15 protein-coding genes are annotated in these 19055 nt (G+C 43.9%); 13 read left to right on the top strand and 2 right to left on the bottom strand.

Annotated elements, in window-relative coordinates:
* The first annotated feature begins 235 nt into the window (after positions 1 to 235).
* Positions 236 to 823 carry an RNA polymerase sigma-70 factor gene (locus tag BN93_RS13160; RefSeq protein ID WP_019188778.1) on the top strand — a complete coding sequence of 196 codons (588 nt, stop codon included), beginning with the start codon at positions 236 to 238 and terminating at the stop codon, positions 821 to 823.
* 104 nt (positions 824 to 927) lie between these two features.
* Here the strand turns inward: BN93_RS13160 and BN93_RS13155 are convergent, their stop codons facing one another.
* Positions 928 to 1845 (bottom strand): DNA adenine methylase, encoded by a 918-nt coding sequence (locus tag BN93_RS13155; protein WP_019188777.1) that lies wholly within the window; start codon positions 1843 to 1845, stop codon positions 928 to 930.
* 2 nt (positions 1846 to 1847) lie between these two features.
* Positions 1848 to 2654: a type II restriction endonuclease gene (locus BN93_RS13150; RefSeq protein ID WP_019188776.1), complete on the bottom strand. Its 807-nt coding sequence runs from the start codon at positions 2652 to 2654 to the stop codon at positions 1848 to 1850.
* A gap of 660 nt (positions 2655 to 3314) precedes the next feature.
* Between BN93_RS13150 and BN93_RS13145 the strand changes: the two genes are divergently transcribed.
* The 12 genes from BN93_RS13145 to BN93_RS13090 all read left to right on the top strand — a co-directional run bounded on the left by BN93_RS13145 (position 3315) and on the right by BN93_RS13090 (position 18863).
* Complete coding sequence (locus BN93_RS13145; RefSeq protein ID WP_044260848.1) at positions 3315 to 4346, top strand: FecR family protein; 1032 nt, start codon at positions 3315 to 3317, stop codon at positions 4344 to 4346.
* A gap of 165 nt (positions 4347 to 4511) precedes the next feature.
* Positions 4512 to 8114 carry an RHS repeat domain-containing protein gene (locus BN93_RS13140; protein WP_084768811.1) on the top strand — a complete coding sequence of 1201 codons (3603 nt, stop codon included), beginning with the start codon at positions 4512 to 4514 and terminating at the stop codon, positions 8112 to 8114.
* The gene (locus BN93_RS16305; RefSeq protein WP_019188773.1) at positions 8111 to 11353 is read left to right on the top strand and encodes an RHS repeat-associated core domain-containing protein; all 3243 of its coding nucleotides are present in this window, start codon (positions 8111 to 8113) and stop codon (positions 11351 to 11353) included. Before BN93_RS13140 ends, BN93_RS16305 begins: the two co-directional genes overlap by 4 nt.
* A gap of 11 nt (positions 11354 to 11364) precedes the next feature.
* Entirely contained in the window at positions 11365 to 11946 is a 582-nt protein-coding gene (locus BN93_RS13130; RefSeq protein ID WP_157462871.1) for a hypothetical protein, read from the top strand.
* Positions 11947 to 12051: 105 nt separating this feature from the next.
* The gene (locus BN93_RS18745; RefSeq protein WP_157579621.1) at positions 12052 to 12219 is read left to right on the top strand and encodes a hypothetical protein; all 168 of its coding nucleotides are present in this window, start codon (positions 12052 to 12054) and stop codon (positions 12217 to 12219) included.
* 574 nt (positions 12220 to 12793) lie between these two features.
* The gene (locus tag BN93_RS13120; protein WP_009231202.1) at positions 12794 to 13285 is read left to right on the top strand and encodes a hypothetical protein; all 492 of its coding nucleotides are present in this window, start codon (positions 12794 to 12796) and stop codon (positions 13283 to 13285) included.
* A gap of 128 nt (positions 13286 to 13413) precedes the next feature.
* Positions 13414 to 13896: a hypothetical protein gene (locus tag BN93_RS13115; protein WP_019188769.1), complete on the top strand. Its 483-nt coding sequence runs from the start codon at positions 13414 to 13416 to the stop codon at positions 13894 to 13896.
* Between the two features lie 52 nt (positions 13897 to 13948).
* Positions 13949 to 14140, top strand: coding sequence for a hypothetical protein (locus BN93_RS13110; RefSeq protein ID WP_157462868.1), 192 nt, complete (start codon positions 13949 to 13951; stop codon positions 14138 to 14140).
* 12 nt (positions 14141 to 14152) lie between these two features.
* Positions 14153 to 14722 (top strand): hypothetical protein, encoded by a 570-nt coding sequence (locus BN93_RS13105; protein ID WP_157462866.1) that lies wholly within the window; start codon positions 14153 to 14155, stop codon positions 14720 to 14722.
* A gap of 183 nt (positions 14723 to 14905) precedes the next feature.
* Positions 14906 to 15382 (top strand): hypothetical protein, encoded by a 477-nt coding sequence (locus tag BN93_RS13100; protein WP_044260810.1) that lies wholly within the window; start codon positions 14906 to 14908, stop codon positions 15380 to 15382.
* Between the two features lie 94 nt (positions 15383 to 15476).
* Positions 15477 to 16616 carry a hypothetical protein gene (locus BN93_RS13095; RefSeq protein WP_157462864.1) on the top strand — a complete coding sequence of 380 codons (1140 nt, stop codon included), beginning with the start codon at positions 15477 to 15479 and terminating at the stop codon, positions 16614 to 16616.
* Between the two features lie 312 nt (positions 16617 to 16928).
* A complete protein-coding gene (locus BN93_RS13090) occupies positions 16929 to 18863 on the top strand; it encodes a family 20 glycosylhydrolase (RefSeq protein WP_019188764.1) in 1935 nt (644 codons plus the stop codon).
* Positions 18864 to 19055: the final 192 nt, after the last annotated feature.

Genomic DNA, 19055 nt, shown 5'->3' with positions numbered 1-19055 from the left:
AATCAACGCCCCGCAATCTATACGAAAATGATAGCCGAACACACTTGCTTTTGGAAAATTGTTGTTAGGCGTTTGCTTACGATGCACCTACGGCTTTCCACATCCAATTTTGTTTGGCAACAAAAGTTAAGCAACTTCGATGAAAATAAATGCGAATAGCATGGCAATAACGAAAAAATAACTAACTTTGCTGAGAAAGATATTACCACAAAACCGCTTAACCATTGTTTGAGATATGGTAGAAAGTGACATTCTCTCCCGTTTAAAGGATGGAGACCTTGCCGCCTTCGAAAGCCTGTACAAAACATACTACGCCGTTTTATGCAAGCTTGCAAAGACAATCACCCACAGCCATGAGTTGGCCGAAGAGATTGTCGACGACCTCTTCTTTTATCTTTGGGACAACCACGGCCAACTTCAAGTTGAGTCGCTGCAAGCCTATCTCTTCCGTTCGATAAGAAACAACAGCGAAAAGGCCTGCCGCTCGTTGGCCTTCCGCAAGGGCAGGGTTACAGACAGCATAGACAACACCCTGCTCTGCCTACACGAATACCTATCCGACCCCGAACAGCCATTGGGCTGGTTGCTTGAAGAGGAAATGAAAAACACGGCCAAGAAAGCCGTAGACGAGTTGCCGACAGAATGCCGACAGGTGTTCGAACTGAGCCGTTATGAGGGCAAGAAGTACTCGGAAATTGCACAAGAGCTGGGCATTTCTGTCAATACGGTGAAGTACCACATCAAAAACGCCATCAAAACACTATCGTCTAGATTGCCCGCAGATGTGGTTGGCGTGCTGCTTTTCGTGGTTGTCTGGTGGTAAGGGACGTCATATTCCACTAATAGAACAAACAGAAAGTACCAGAAAAAGACAACAAACAATGAAGAATGGGCTAAGAAAATGAGAAAGCCGCAAGTGTGTGTGTTTTAGGGCATGCCTGCAAACAGCTCAAATTGTCTATGAGGAACAGCAACCTCTACTTTATCTTGCAAATCGAAATTGAAAACCATAGCCTCGACCATAGCGTGTCTGTTCTCGGTTTTCCCGCCATTATGGTAGAAGTGTTCTTTTGTAACGACATTGAATTGCTGCCAGAAACGACTCACCATCTCATTTTGGCGAAAATCGTTGTGATGCCAAGTGGAAAGGATAAACCTTGCTCGTGTTTGGCGCAAGGCATGGAAAAGTTCCTCTTCATCCTTTTCCGTCCAACCATTATAATAGTCAACATACCGCCCGTAATAAGGTGGGTCGCAATAAATAAGGTCGTTTTCCCCTGCCTGTGCTATTGTTTCAAGAAAGTGTACGTTATTGAAAACCCATTTTTTCCCTCCAATTATACGAGCAATGTTTTCAATCTGATTACATATTTTGGTTATATATGCAGGTGCAAATCGCTCGGGTTTCTTGCAAAAGGGTATGTTCCAACAACCTTGCTTGTTGAAACGCATCATCCCATTAAATCCTGCACGAGACAAGAATATAAAATCATACGGGCTGTGCTCCTTGTTGAACCTGTCGCGCACAAGACGATAGTGGGCATAACCATCCTCATCCGCCACCTCCAAAAGGGCACCTTCACGTTCAAGATATGCACGCATAGTATAAGGCGTAACCTCTCCGTTCTGTACCTTCTGGTAGAAATTGATGATGTGCGGATTGGTATCGCCAACAATGTGCGTACCCATTATGGGGCAGTTGAAACCCACCACGCCAGTTCCAAAGAAAGGTTCTATCCAGCGTGCAGTAAGGCTAACGCCCGAAGTCAATATCAGGTCATTAATCCACGGGACCAATTTAGTCTTGATACCTTGCGATTTTATAGGGGGAACGATAACAGGCATCTCTACTTTTTCAATTCTATAAGTCTTTTACTCATTTTTTCCAGATACTCTATATAAGTTTTAAGATTGTGGTAATGCTGTTTCCCCATGCCAGCCTTTTGGGCATCGGCCGCATTATAGTAGTTCATCCAATAATCATTGAAAACCTCTTCTCCATACTTGGCGAACGTTCCCTCCCCATTCACGAGTTTGTCTACATCAACAACACCTCCGATGTTCCTCGTGTTTCCACTTCCTGGTTGGTCGCTTGCTATCTTCCACTTTGGTTGGACAAAGAATATGAAGTGTTCTATAACCGACTTTATGTCCGCCAGCGTGTCAATACTATATACCTCCATGTCCTTACCATCCTCGACACCCTGTTTATAAAGCACCCCAAGTACAAGATGGCATTTATAATCATCATACGGATAATCCGTGTTCCTTTTTACTTGGCGGTCACGGAAATAGCCCCAATAAGAGCCAAGCGTAAGGCCGTTCACCTTTTTGTCGTCACGGTAGTAGCTGGATTTAAAGTCTACGGCAAACAAATTGCCTTCCTTATCTTTAAATGTCAAGTCTGGATAGAAGTTTTGTGCCGAGGGAAATTCCAAAACAAGCCCGTTGCGCTCGGCAAAGGAAGCCAGTTTTGGGATGAGTATAATTTCTATAACCTTCGATACCACCTTCGTATCATTGGTTATTCCATAAATATTCTTATTCACATCTATAAAGCCCTTTACTATCCAATCATTGTTTGGGGTCTCAAGTAACGCCTTATATGATTTCACTTCTTCTGCCAAAAGTTCTTGAAACACTTTCTTATCCATACTTTAAACATTTTACGAACGACATGTTAAGCCTTTTAAACTATCTTGCAACACAGATTTCATTTCAGACAGACTAGGTAATCATAGACTTTTGGAGCATTCCTATTATCTCTTGAAAAGTGAAATCGATGCAAAAGAGCAACGCATGCTGCACTTCTAAGATAGCGGTCGGCTTGACCCTCGCTACCTTACCATATTTTAGTGGGTGTTATTTTCGTGTCCCTAAGCCTAGGATAGCACGCACACCCACGCGCTAAGCACAAGACAAAGATACAATAAAATTTGAACTCCACCCTTATCCACCACAAGCAAAACGTCATTATGCGCCGAAAAACAAGTTCTTGAAGGACAATTCAACGCACACCACAAATGCACTTGGGCGTGCCCTTGCCCAGAAAACATACTTCAAAACGTGCAGGATGGGGAACGACTCACCAACAGGAAAAACGCCAGACACATGAACAACGTCCTATGAAGGCTTATGCCACACACTGGAATTCATCTTACACAACCATTCTTTATCTGAGCATTATTTACAAGACAGCAACTTGCGGAACGGGCATTCTAGAAAGAAGAATGCCCAACAGCCACATTTTCTTGCGCTTTTCACTACCCTACCACCACCCCAAAAGGCTCTATCATGATAAAGGGGAACCGAGTATGAAAACAGAAAACGAGCATATCGACAACCTGATACGCCACTTTGTGCAAGGCGACATCACTGCGGAGGGGCTTTGCGAACTGAACAATTTCGTTAGGCAAAGCGAGGAAAACAGGCTGTATGTACGCAACTTGCGCGAACTGCTTTTCGACCGCGCTGCCGCAAAGGCACACGAAGAGTTCGACGTGGAGCAGGCTCTGCAACGCTTTCATGCGCATGTACACACTGGCAACACTGGCGAAAAACAGGCACAACGCCTGCCAATAAAGCTGCTGGTAAGGGTTGCTGCGGTTTTTCTCATTGCCGTGTTGCCCATCGTTGCCTACTTCTTAGGCATGCAAAAGGTAAACCGGCAGTTTGCCATGATAGAGACTAACGCCCCAGATGGTTCGCAACTCAGCCTTGTTCTTCCCGACGGCAGCAAGGTAAAGCTCAATTCGGGTTCAACAATCAGGTACTCGCAGGGGTTCGGCATATCGGATAGAAAGATATATTTGCATGGAGAGGGGTTCTTCTGCGTAAAGCACAACGAGCGGATGCCATTGTCTATCGTTACCAAAGACGTTGTTTTGCACGACCTCGGAACGGCTTTCAAAGTGAGCAATTATCAGGAAGACCAACACGCAACGATTAGCCTTTACGAGGGCGAACTAAGCATAGACAACCTCATTTCGCAACAAAAGGGCCTTGCAGTAAAGCCGGGCGAACGTATCGTTGTAAACAAGACAACGGGCCAACTGCGTAAAGAAAGCGTCAAAGAAACAATGGATGAAGGCGCAAGCATGAACACTTTTTTGAGACGTAACCACGTTTTGCGACGGACAAACAGAGCAGAAGTTTCAAATTTTCCGTATCTTTGTTCGGTATTTCGCACACGAGTGAGATGTTTATCTTGGTTTTACAACTCTAAGATAATCAACACCTCTCAATTTATAGGAAGTCCAAAAAGACAAGGCTACGTCCATGTTTTGCAACCGACAGATAGGGCTGAATTAATTTATTCGCATCTTTGTTTGATTTCTCCTGTGTGAGAGGAGTGTTTATCTTGGTTTTGTTTCAAAAAGGCAATCAAATCCTCTCCATTTGCAGAAATATTAAAAGTCAAGTCTATTTCATTATTTTTTTCGTTTTTGCTTGTAAGTTTAAAGAAAATAAGCTATATTTGCGAAAATATCTAATCATTAAAATCGATCATTATGAACCTGACATCAACAGCCATAAAGCGGCTCGCATTGTCGCTCCTTTTGCTTTTTGTAATAGGGGTTTCAACTTTAATGAGCCAAACCTATTACGATCGAATAACAAATGTTCAGACCCCTAATGTGGCAAACCTTGGCGTTTATGAGGAAATACCCATTACACCATTTACAGGCACTCCCAACATTAGTATTCCTCTTTATGAACTCAATCTGGAAGGTTTAAAGTTTCCCATAACCCTATCTTATCATTCAGGTAGTGTCAAACCCGATCAACACCCCAGTTGGGTAGGGCTTGGTTGGACGCTTAATGCGGGTGGTGTTATCTACCGAACAATCAACGAAGGTCCAGACGAGTACTCTGCGCCAGGCATTTTCTTTGACTATACCCATCGGGGATATTATTTCCAGCATAGTATACTAGATAACGACAGTTGGAACAATGCCGATTATTTGAAAGAGAGAGCAAGAACTACTTATACTACGTACTGGGATAGAGCGCCAGATGAATTTTCCTTTCAATTCTTGGAGTACTCAGGTAAGTTTTGGCTCTCTGAAAAAGGAGAATGGAAGGTGCAATGTAGCAAACCAATAAAGGTAGAGTTTAATGGCAACTTTGTGGATATCCCAAAAGATTTACATTGGCCTCCAAACGAAATGCGTCGTAACCAAACGCCAACGTTCGCAGGTTTTACGCTTATTGACGAAAAAGGGAATCGTTTTGAATTTGGATATACGTCCTCTGCCATTGAATATTCGAAGAAGTTCTTTAAGCAGGGTCTAGACATTTGGTTTGCCAATGCCTGGCATCTAACGGGTATTGTATTGGCGAATGGTCAAAATGTAAGACTAAATTACGAGCGGGGTGCTTATATAGACCAGCTTTACTCCTCGTACATGAGAGTTTTAGACCAAGAAGGGAAAAACCCCAAGTGGTCTTCATGCAATTCCTCTTTTGCTTCTTCGCAAGATATGACCATAAGCGGAGAACTTCTGTCGCCAGTTTATTTGGAATCTATTAATGGAGAAAATGAGGACTTGGAATTTAACCGTACCTTGTCTAACGACCTGCGGGTTCAGTCGTCTAAATACCATGATTACTTTACTTCCATGGAATTGTGGCCCGCATTCAACCTGTTGATGTATGATTTGAACCCAGACCAAAAGGAAGATTTAGATGGATGTCTTTCCAAACTGAGATGGTACAAACTTTCAGACATCACCGTTGAACGTAAGAACGGATACCCAAACATGCATCTTGTACTCGACTATGATGAAAATCCTAATCAGCGACTCATCCTAAAATCTATAAGAGAAGAAGACATGCAACATGCAAGGACCGCTAAAAAGTATAGTTTTGAATATAACCGTCCCGACATGTTGCCCCCATACCTCTCTAATGAGACAGATCATTGGGGATATTACAATGCACGCGAAGCTAGCATAATGGATTTAGACGGCTATTATGCAAAAAAGGAAGCTAATCCTAACTGTGCCTCATTGGGATTGCTCACAAAAATAACCTATCCTACTGGTGGTTATACGCGCCTGGTGTTCGAACCACACCAATATTCTAAAAACTTAAAGCTAAACCGTTGGGAAGGTTGTTTTACAGAAAATGTAGATAAGTATGCAGGTGGTGTCCGCATAAAGGAAATATACTCCTCACCCACTGATAGAGCGGAAGACGAGACCTTAGTACATCGCTATTATTTCAGTAAGTCAAAGGATGGACGGTCTAGTGGTGTATGCGGTGGACAGTTTAAGTATTTCTACCGTAACAACACGATTAAACCTTTTGGCAATAAAAGCTCTAAGCGAGTGTCCATATTCACTTCTAGTTCTGTTCTTCCTGCTTGTGCCAATAGTCAGGGTACAAGCGTAGGTTACACGGATGTGATTGAAACAAATGCTGATGGCTCTTACCAAAAGTACCACTATACCAATTTTGATAATGGACATTTGGACGAACGTTTCGAATGCAACATGCAGCAAGGGATGGAAAATAACGAGCAGTATGCCAACAAAGGGCAAGAGCGAGGACTGTTGTTGCGTAAACAAAGTTTTGACAACACGGGTAAGCTGCGTCAAGATGAAGACATAAGCTATGTGAAAAATAAGATAATCGAGAATTATGTGCGTGCTATGAATGCCAATTGTTACAATATCTGTGGGGGCGAGGCTGGTTCTTATGGCGAGGGCGTATGCTATAAGATATACACCTACTCAATGTTGCCAGCCACACGTCGTGAAGTGTTTTTTGAGAATGGCGACAGCCTGGTTAAACAGTTTCGATACAATTATAATGCTCGTGGAATTTTACAAGAAACCATTACCACTCTACCAACGAATGATAAGCTACGGCATTTTATAACATACGCAGAAGACATGAAGGCTACGCCAACTTATGATGCCATGGTGAACCGCCACATGGTGGGCGTACCCATCGAACAGTTCACGTTTAGAAACAGTTCACTCGTAGATGCCACGTTAAATACGTTCAAGCTTAATATTAAGAATAGCTGGCCCGTGCTTGATAAAGTTTACCACGGAATGTTCAAATTGCCTTACTCCAAAACCGAACCTGTACGTTTCGATGGCGAAACCGTTCCACAACGGTATGGTGAGGCCGAAATACAATTCAACAACTATGATGCTAGCAACAACTACCGTGAAGCCATCGGTAAAGGAGGTAGGCGCGTGGTGTTCTTTTGGCAAAAGGGGTTCAAACAACCTGTGGCAATTTTTAAGAATGCTCAGAACAACAGGGACACAATATATGAAAAGCGTGTAAACCGCGTATGTAAGGGACTAGCTGTTGAGTGCAAACCATACGCTAAAAAAGAAATAACATTTACTACAGAACAAGAAACAGAGGTGGAAGTAGAAATGTTTTTCCCCGAGAGTGATAAAAAGGACTTCTTTATGTATGTTGGCGTAGATCAGCATACTGTGAATCTGCTTATCGACTTTAGGCGCGATCCCCAAAACCGTGATAGATATTATGCAAAGCTGGGGCGAATATCTGCAGGTAAACACACGTTGCATGTAGTGGTAGAGTATGTGGGTAAAGAAGGGAAAGCTGACGAAAGTGGATATTCTGTGTATGCAAAAGTAAATTGTTATTATACGGTTATAACTTCACTTCCACCACGCATTGTAGGCTATAATAATGTTTTCTATGAAGGGTTTGAGCATGGAAGAGGGAAGAATACTTTCCCTGGTGGTTTTCATAGCTATTGGGGTTATCGTGGTCTGTATCGTGCACGTTTGGACATCGATCCGAAAAAACGGTATTTTATCGATTATCAAGTGTACCACAATGGGAGCTGGCAGTATAAGTGCGCCCCATTTACAGGTGGAGAGTACATTATAAATGAGAACAACGACCCAATTGACGACATACGGATATACCCAGAGGATGCGGAAGTGATGTCATTCAATTATGATGGAACAGGGCAAATAACAAGTCGAACTGACCAACGAGGCTATACCTATTCTTACAAATACGATGCCTTTGGACGATTGGTCAGCGAACATGATACGGATTGGAATACACTGAGAAGTTACGAATACCATTACAAAAATCAGGAGGCAAAATGAAAACGATTAGGCATTATATATTTAATTGGCAAGCAACGTCGCTATGCCTTGCAGTATTTCTTGCAATCCCTTCTACAAAGTGCTTTGCGCAAGACAATACGCGGAGCTATATCAAGACAAGCGTGCGTGTAAAAAAAAGCATCGACGGATGGTTAGACAACATACAGTACGTTGACGGCCTTGGCCGACCTGTGCAGAATGTGCAGCTTCATGTTACGCCAAACAAAAACAATTTGGCCGACAGGATAGAATATGATGTTATGGGAAGAAAAAGCAAGATTTGGCTGCCCATACCCACCACGGCAGACTATGTGGAAACTGCCGATATGGGCAACAAAGATGGCTATTATTGGGACACTGCTCCATTTGAACTACGCGCATACGAGCCATGGCAGAAGGGCAGAAGGACAAAAAGCATAGGGCCAGGGCGGGCGTGGGTAGAACATCCCTCAGTATCATCTCTCCATACTAACAAAAGCAGTGGTGTACTAGCTTGCAAAAAGTATGCTGTAGATGAAGCCACTGGTACATTGAAAGAAGAGGGTTTCTTTCCCAGCAACCAATTGCTCGTACAGAAACTTACCGATGAAGACCGAAATGAAAAGTATGTTTTCGCCGATGCTGAAGGGCGACAGTTGCTGGTGCGTAGAGTGGATGGGAACACGTATAGCGACGTCTATTTTGTACACGATCTACGTGGCAACATTCGCTACGTGCTGCAACCCATGTTCCAAAAGCTGCCCAGCATCGACAAGTTTGCCTTTCGTTATCTATACGACGAGACCAACCGCTGCATCGAAAAGCAATTGCCTGGCTGCGAGAAAACAGACTACGCCTACGATGCTGCCGACCGGATGGTGATGTCGCAAACAGGAAACCAACGTCGAACAGGACATAAAACGTTCTATCGATACGATGCTTTGGGACGTAACACCTATATGGTGGAGCGCGCCGTGGGCAACGACAGCCTCGTAACAATTAGAAAGTTTTACGACGATTATAGCTTTCTCGATCAACAGGGGTTCAACAGTCCATGTTTTAAAGTTAGTGCACAGCGTGCCCAAGGCCTGCTAACAGGACGCGAAGTGGCAGTATATGGTTGCGACAGCCTTTTGCGCGAGGTGAATCTATACGACCGCAAGGGTAGACTTACCCGTCAGATACGCACCAACATGCGGGGTGGATATGATGATACGAGTTATGAATACAGCTTCACCGACAAACCCGTAAGCAAACTTATGGTTCACAGTACAGCAAATATGCCTACACTAACGCAACGCTACGAATACGAGTACGATCATGCCGACCGACTGGCAAAGGTTACTTATAGCCTGAACAATGCTGAAAAGAAAACGCTGCGCGAAATAGATTATGATGAGTTGGGAAGAGTTAACTCTGAAACAACAGGAGATATACCAGAGTTGGGACAAGTAATTAACTACAACATAAGGTCTTGGCCCACTAGCCGTTATTCCCCTTTACTTGAAGAGCATATCTGTTACGAAGACGCCACACAGGTCTTTATGGAGAGCGTTACACCTTGTTATAATGGCAACATCTGCGCCTACTCTTCTTCTGTGGGCAAACCCCAGAGGGGTTACCTTTGGGGTATCTGTAATATTACGCGTAGTTTCAGTTATTGTTATGATGGTCTTTCGCGTCTGAAAAGGGTTAAATATAAAGATAGTGATAGCCCAGACCACAACTACAACACCAACTATGAGTATGATTTGCAAGGAAACCTGCTCAAGTTGCAGCGCAATGGCCTTTGCGACTACGATACTTATGAACCTATAGACTGCATTTCAATGGAATACGATGGCAACCAACTGCACAAAGCCACCGACCCCTGCACCGACCCCGCTTTCCCAAATGCTCTATACTTTGCGGATGGAGCAGACCAACCAGAGGAGTACACTTACGACGCCAATGGCAACATGACTGCCGACTTAAACAAACACATCCGCAAAATAAGCTACAACACGCAAAACTTACCACAAGAAGTACGTTTCGACGATGGCAGCAGCATTGCTTACCTCTACGATGCCGACGGAAACAAGCTGCGCACCAGCTATGCCATAGCCTCGTATTCCGAGAGCATGCCCATTACACAGGTGATGCACGGCAACGTTTCTTCACAAACCCAACAACCATATATGGCACGCAACAGCATCGACTATTGCGGCAGCGCGGTTTACGAGAATGGTAAGCTGGCCTACGTGCCGATTGATGGTGGCTACATAACCTTCGCCGACAGCACTGCCACATCTGCCCCCACCTTTCATTATTATGTTAAAGACTATCTGGGCAACAACCGCCTTGTTGTTCGCGACGACGGCTTTGGCGAACAAATGAACCACTACTACCCCTTTGGTGCCTTAATGTCGGTAAGCACTCAAGGTGCAGCCCAACGCTATAAGTATAACGGCAAAGAGCTAGACCGCATCCACGGCCTAAATCTCTACGACTATGGCGCACGCCAATATGATGCAGCACTAGGACGATGGACTAGCATTGACCCATTGGCCGAGAAATATTATGAAATCTCACCCTATGCGTATTGCGCAAACAATCCAGTGGTTTTTGTAGATCCTGATGGATGTAAGTTTGACTTCTCCAAGATGACAAAGGGTGAATACCAAAGTTATCTAGGCCAGATAAATCCGTTGCGTGAGGCTAGTCCGTTGTTTAACACGATGTACTCATCATTAGAGAACTCTAAAGAAACATATTTTATAAGCTTCGACAGGGTGCCGTCTGTTGTAAAGCAAGCAGGTGATATTGATGGACATTTCGTGATGGGTGATAACGGTGGAGGCAGTGTTGTTTTCGATAAGGAGAAAATGGGCAACATCACGAACGTCGTGTTGGCAGAAGAACTCTTTCATGCATACCAACATGACAATAGGAAAGGGTATGACAAAGGAGAATTTAATAGAGAGTTTGAAGCAAAGATCGTCGCATACTTTATTGGACAAGATATGGCAGGATCTGCTGCTTTTGACAATACGAATGGTTTTGTAGATCGTATTTTAGCTGGTAATTATGGCAGTGCTTTTCAATATCTAACTCCGAAAGCCGTTATGTCCAAGCCTTTTCTCGATGATTATATCTCTAGTGCAGAGTATTTTGCTAACTATAACATCATAAACAAGGTCGGAGGAGTAAACTATCATCTACACACTACAGTCAGTCCTTATTCTTTACAGAAAATAGTATTAGACACATATAATAAATAACACAATACAATATGAAGACAAAAATTTTAGCAATGTTTTTCTTACTGCCTCTATTCTGTTCGGCACAAATCACTATGGATGATGATTGTTTTGATAGGAGTAACAGGATATTCGCAAAAGTAATACTCGAAGTTTTTGATACAAGCTTCGTCCATAAAATGGTGGATAATGGTCAACGTTTTCTCCTTGTGCTGAACGTTGATACTGCTGGGTATGTGCTAGGTGTGCGTAATGGGTATGTGCTAGGTGTGCGTAATGGTAGAGGCAACTTTCCCGAAACCCAAGTAAAGGAAATGACGGATAAGCTCAGAGAGTACTTCCAAACTAATATGGTACAGTTCCCCCTTTGCTATGTCCTTCAAGACATAGGACTATCGAGTGAGGACCAATTAAAGTTGGCACGTAAGATATTTAGCGAAAAGAAAGAGAGGCTATTCGGTGCAAATTTCCCAGGAGGCTTGTTTTTTCCTTATGAAGCTGATAAAAGGAAAGGCTTTAAGGGTTCTAAGTTCGACTATTTGTTGCTGAGAATAAGCCAGCAGAAGATACCGATTAAGAAGAAAGTAAGTAAAGGTGGGAAAAAGGACGATTAGAATGATAACGCGCCACATCACCCACAACGGCTGTGACCTGCACAACAACCCCCAGCGCATACAGTTTGCCAACGGCAACGTAACGCAATACGCCTATGGGTAGATATGATTAACCTATCAACAGAAAAGAATAGTATATATGAGTTTGCGGGGCATGCTGCCCCAAAAACAGATGCAGGAACTGATACGGGGAATGCAATTGATAATGAGAATAAGATACGGAAAGAATTGGGAAAACCATTAAGAAAAAGGAACGAGAAACATGTTGAATAGTGTATATCTAATGCTAGTGGCCATGCTTTTGCCTGGTGTTTCTAGCAAGTACCAGCTTATGAGGGATTATACATGGACTTACCAGTATACCTTAATTATGAATGTAGACAAAAGACCAGTGAAGAAGTCTGAGAAAAGGCTGATAAGTACACAAATTATGTGCGGAAACGGTGGATGTAGGACAATAGCTTTTAAGGATTCAAGCATAGCTTTATCTTGGAAAGAAACTGGGCCTATAGATACATTGAAGTGGAGTATCAAGGGTGACACCTTGACGTTGTTCACGCATTTTGATCACATTGAGTTTATGCGGAAGAATACGTATGAGAAGTTTATAGTGCGAGTGAATAAGGAACAACAAAAGGGGGATCTGGTGTCATTTAAATGCCCGAATATTTCATATCATTTTGCCTTAGAGCCAACTGATGTACAGACACAAGGGAAATAGAAGAAGGCCTACACGGAAAAACCCGCCTAGTGGCCAACGAAATCGTTGCTCACACCTTGAAATAGAGGTTAAACCCTATGATCTGCAAAAAGAATATTAAACAACGACAAATGTGACATCAATGATATGAAAGCAAAAGTTATCGCATTTCTCCTTTGGGCCTGTCTTCCATGCCTTGGACAAGTGGTGATTTTACTTGTTGTTGCTTGTAAAGAAACGGATGGTAGCAGGGAGTATTACCCACAGTTACCCGTAACCTCCTATGCGCTTAAGACCAACGGAGACACGTTGAATGTTGTAGAAACGGATGCCAAAGGGGGAAATGGGCGTGTGTGGAAACTGTATCTTAAAGGTGATGAATACTATATGGAGTGGCTTGGCGTGGAGATGCTGATGATGTCTACCCATCAATTAACCGATTCCTTATATGCAAACTCGATGAAGTATCAGCAGTATCGCGTGTGTATAGAGCGTATGAACGACTCGCTTTTTGCCTGTTCGTTCTATCAAGACATACCCACAAAATGGCTTTTGCTTAGAATGTATTATGACAAGGACTATAATCTTACCGCTATACAGCGAGAAGAGGCTTTTGTTGATTATGAATGTGAGCGTTGAATTTAAAGTTTTGTTTCTGAAGAGTTTTACCATTGCAGCTATGCGTTCAAGCCAGTATGTGTAGAAACGATTACGGCACAGGTAAATGCCATACAACGAGTAATTTGAAAGTTTAACAACCGAGAAATATGGAAAGGAAGGGTTTAATAAAGATATTGATGGCTATCACTACGATTGTTGTTGTGCTTGTTTCTTTTATGAGATACATGGAAAAAGGTGATGAGCTGAAATTCCACTTTTCTCCTGGCATTAAATCATACACATTGAAAAGGCAAGGAGATACGTTGAAGCTTATAGAAAACAATGGTGAACAAACACGAAACAGGGTGTTTGTTATGTATCGTAAAGGCAACGATTTCTATTCGCTTTTGCTTGGCCGCGAACGGCTGGTTTTGTCTAACCGATTAACGCTCGACACCATATATAAGAACTCTCTCGTGGGTGCGGAAGTAGCTCTTGCGGTAAAGCAAGAAAAAGATTCACTTCGTTCCTCTTTTATTTTTGTGTCGGGTGAATGCGATTTTCCTCGGATAAAGCTGTTTTATGATAAAGAATACAACATAAAGAAAATACAAAGCTATGAGCTCCTTTTAAACTATGCGCCAGATTAGGGCGAAGTATTATGGGATGTCTGAGTTCCAGGACCGGATAATGAAACCATGTATGGTACAGAGGATAACCCCTATATCTAGAGAGGCTGTCATGGCTAATGCCTTTCTTGATGATTATATGGTTAGTGCCGAGAAATATGCGAAGCATAATATAGAAAAAGAAATTGGTGGAATAAATTATCGCTTGCATACAAAGGTTATGCCTTATGCACTGCAAAAGATAATATTAGACACCTATAAATAAGACATCGATAATATGAGAACAAAAATTATTGTATTTCTCCTTTCATTCTATCTACCCTGTCTTGGGCAGGTAGCGATTGATAATGATTGTGGTTTTCGCAGTTGTAGGATATTCGGGCGAGTGGTGTTGACAGTTTTGGGACTAAATACTGTACGAGAAATGTTAGAACACGATCAACGCTTGACTTTATGGCTAAATATAGACAGCTTAGGATATGTACTAAGTGTTAAAAAGGCTGGTGGGGAAATGCCCCAACCACAACACGAGGAAGCGGTAAGTAAACTTAAAAGCTACTTTCAACAAAATGTGGTACGGATGCCTATTTGCTATACTCTACAAGACATTGACCGTACGTATGAAGAACAGCTGAAGCTTGCAATTGAAAGTTTTCGTGAAAGTGGACCAAGAACAATCATTGCATTTTTCCCAGGTGAACTGCCGTTGCGCTACGAGATGGCTAAGAATTCTGGCTATAAAGGTTCAATGCTCGACTATTTGTTGCTGAAACTAAACGAGCAGGAAATACCGATTAAGAAGAAAGTACGTGTGCATGAGAAAAAGGACATCTTCGTTGAGCCATGAACAACGCCAAGCTTGCTTAAAGTATGATTGGACAAAATCTGCATTTTAGTCTAAAGGTTAGTTGATAAGTAAAATATACAAATTTGGTGCTCGTTCACCTTAAAAACATAAAGAAGATGAAGAAAAAGTTGATAAGTAAAATATATAAATTTGGTGCTCGTTCACCTTAAAAACATAAAGAAGATGAAGAAAATATTGTTCTATCTACTTGTAATCGTTTGCCTCACTACCTCATGTGTTTGGCAAAGAACAAAGAGATATAAAATACCGAAGACAAATAAGGTACTGCTAATTTATAAACCTTGGTTTACGGGAGATGCGTACCTAACAATTAGAGACAGTGGTGCGACTGCGCTCAAGAAATCAGACGTTGATGTTATACGCGTTCCCATATACGAATCGACAGAACTTAATTTTGTGCTGGAACTGTCTGATCCCGGTAAAATATATTATGTCGACCCATGGGATTTTGCCACACTACATCCTAGACAAAAGAAGTATAAAAAAATCAGGTTTGAAGACAAACGATTTTACCAACCGAGACAACCGGCTACCAGGTTCGATGTTCGGCCTGGATATATAGAGGTGGGGGTAAGAGCTTATGCCAAGTATGTAATTTACAGCGAAGGGAAGGACTATATCGAACTAGAACCATTCTGACGCTTGATGCTATTACCAATATTGAGGGGTGCTATAGGTAAGCCCAGGTAATATTTCCTAAATAATAGAAATAATGAAATTTAGAACTACACTTATGAATAGACAACGATTTCTGCACATCGTCTTGGCAGCATTCATTCAATGTTCCTACGGGATAATGGCGCATGCCCAAGGGTTTAATGCGGTAGAGAAAATACGCAACGCCTACCGCGTGGGCGACAGGATGACGGGAAGGCAGCTGCTGGTGGGCAATGTGGCTGACCTGCTTAACGATAGTATATGCGACTTGTCGCAAACGCAGGCGGCCAACGATCGCTATACCTGCCGCTATGGAAAGGGGCCAAACAATGGCATGGTTAGCCGATTGGAGCATGGCACACGCTATTTCTTTGAACAAAAGGGCGACAGCTTGCTTATTATGGGGTTTGAAAACCATTTGGCAAAGATAGATTACGACCTACCCGAGCTGTGGTTAAAGTTCCCCATGCACGCTGGCGACAGCCTTTCGGGACTGTATCATGGCTGTGGACTATATGGCGAACGGTGGAACGTGAGGAAACTGGGTGATTATAAAACGTGGGCAAAGCTGTGCCGAACAATGGTATTGCCAGAAGGCGACACACTACGCAACGTGTTGCGCCTGCATACTCAACGACAGGTCTGCACGCTCAATAGTCCAGCGAGAATGCCCGGCGATAGCCTGCCACACTTTACACCCGACAGCATCCGCTGGCATCTGGCCAACAACAAGGGCGTGCTTGTCGAAAACGTTTATCGCTGGTATGTGGCGGGGTGGCGTTATCCTATACTAGAAGCTTACGTTACGGGTGGCACGCAGAGCCAAGCACCTTTGTTTACCACAGCATTTTATTATTCGCCTCGCGAACAGGAATGTCTGTCCGATGACAATCCAAATACGCTTATCCGTAAGGCTGTAACCCAACAAGAGGTCAATGGCAACGCACTCGCAGATAACGATAAGGATCTTGACTATAAGGTTTCGGTAGACAGTGAACGCAAAACGATACGCCTGACTTACAATTTGGAGCGAGAAACCCACGTTCGGCTTATCCTCTCGGATAATGCTGGCATTGTTTACAAAACTTCAGAACGAAAGGACGTACCAGGCAAAACACATGTACAAGAGATAGGGTATGGTATGCTCCCACGAGGACGTTATGTGTTATATATCAATGCGAATGGGAAACGCTACGCAGAGAAATTTAAACACTGATAGCCAGTAAAGTCTAAAAGTTTACAAAAGTCAAGTAAGTAAGAACTATGTCCTGTCTAGAATGGGGTAGCAGGCGAAGTTAATTTTATCAAACAACTACCTGGAATTGAGAACCAATTCAGGCTTATAGCATCTATTCTTCGCCTGCCCCTGCATTTTACCTGCCTAAGGTTTAAATTCGCCACAAAACAGAGGGGGATACGAGAAAAAGCTGTATCTTTGCCACAACAGAATATTCAGCAAGCATCTACTTGGCCACAGCATAAGGGCAACAAGTAGCCGCATTGCCTTTTGACAAAGCATAAAGAAATAATGAAAAAGAAACTTTTACTACTATTACTCCTAGCGGCAAATACGGCCTTATCCACATTCGCCATCAACAAAAAGCCGTTCACCATTCCAGAGGTTAAGGAGTGGAAGGGGGCAGAAGGAACGCTCGTTCTTTCGGGACGTATCGTGTGCAATGGGGCAGAAGAAAGACGAATTGCACAGCAACTGGCCGACGATTATCGGCAGATGTTCGGCACGGCACTGACCCTTGCCCAAGGTAAGGCGCAGAAAGGCGACATCATGTTGAGCCTTAAAGCCCCCAAGACGTTGGGCGAAGAGGGCTACACCATGTCGATAAACGCTCAGGCTACCATCGCCGCCGCCAACCGAAAAGGACTTTATTGGGGCACGAGAACCCTGCTGCAACTAGCCGAGCAATCGCAAACGCGCGCTTTGTCCTGCGGCTTTATCAACGATGCGCCCGATTATCCGTTCCGCGGCTTTATGCTCGACTGCGGCCGAAAGTTCTTCTCCATGCCCATGCTCCGCCAATATGTGCGCATGATGGCCTACTACAAGATGAATGTTTTCCACATTCACCTTAACGACAATGCCTTCCATTGGTTCTACAACGGCGATTGGAGCCGTACGCCTGCTGCCTTCCGCATGGAGAGCAACCGGTTTCCCGGACTGACAGCGCGCGACGGACACTACACCAAAAAAGACTTTATCGCCCTGCAACAACTGGCAGACAGCGTGGGCGTTGAAATACTTCCCGAGATTGATGTGCCCGCACATTGTTTGGCATTGACACGCTTTCGCCCCGATTTGGTGAGCAAGGATTACCCACCCGACCACTTAGACTTGCTCAATCCCAATACACAAGCCTTCTGCGACTCGCTCTTTACCGAATACCTTGAAGGCAAAAACCCCGTGTTCCGCGGTAAATACGTGCATGTGGGAACCGACGAATACTCGAACAAAGACCAAAATGTGGTGGAGAAATTCCGCGCTTTCACCGACCATTATATCCGTTTGGTTGAGAAGTTCAACCGTAAGGCTGTGGTGTGGGGTCAACAGACGCACGCCAAAGGCACAACACCCATCAAGGTGAAGGATGTGTTGATGTTCTCGTGGTCTAACGATTATTCCAAGCCCGACGAGATGATGGAACTTGGCTACAACCTTGTGAGCATCCCCGACGGACAGGTGTACATCGTGCCGAAGGCCGGCTATTACTTCGATTACCTCAACACAAAGAAACTTTACAACGAATGGACACCGGCCAACATCAACGGCATGAAGTTTGCCGAACGCCATAAACAAATAGAGGGTGGCGCGTTTGCCGTGTGGAACGACATCGTGGGCAATGGCATCAGCGACAAGGATGTGCATTATCGCGTGCTGCCTGCACTGCAAACGATGGCCACCAAGATGTGGACGGGCGCCAAACCCACATTCGCCTACGATGTGTTTGCCGGCAACGCACGCGCGTTAAGCGAGGCTCCCGGCATGAACTACGCGGGCTATTACCCTGCGGGCATGGTGTTGCAACAGCCGTCCGTTGCCCCCAATGCCGTGCAGAAGACACCGCAAATAGGCTGGAACTATCGTGTTAGCTTCGATATCGAGGCGCAACAAGAGCCTCGCGGCACCATTCTTTTCTCGTTTGGCGACACGCATTTTTACCTTTCCGACCCCATTGCAGGCAAGATTGGTTTCTCGCGCGACGGCTACCTCAACACATTCGACTACCAATTATTCCCTGGCGAAAAGGTTCGCTTGGCCGTTGTTGGCGACAAAGAGAAAACTTCTCTTTACATCAACGACCGCCTTGTGAGCGATTTGCCCGTGCGAAAGATGAATTTTGGCAAGCGCGGCGACATGTATTATATCAGTACGTTGGTGTTCCCCTTGCAGCAAGCAGGTGCGTTTAAGAGTAAGATAACCAACTTAAAGGCAGAAAGTTTGGAATAGCGGGGTCCAAAAAAGAGGGTACGGTGCAGCATGCTTTGGCGCAACGTGCCTCATCAGTACGGCAAGCTAACATGAGTTGTTTATCCTGAACTGTAATTTAAAAACGTTCTTTTCTCGTTCCTCGAAAAGTGCGTTTTCTCGCCATGACAATGTTCGAGCAAGCTCGACATTGTTCATTTGGCTTAACGAAAA

The sequence above is a fragment of the Prevotella conceptionensis 9403948 genome (assembly GCF_000312305.1).
GTDB lineage: Bacteria > Bacteroidota > Bacteroidia > Bacteroidales > Bacteroidaceae > Prevotella > Prevotella conceptionensis.
This window is presented reverse-complemented; position numbering and strand designations above follow the sequence as displayed.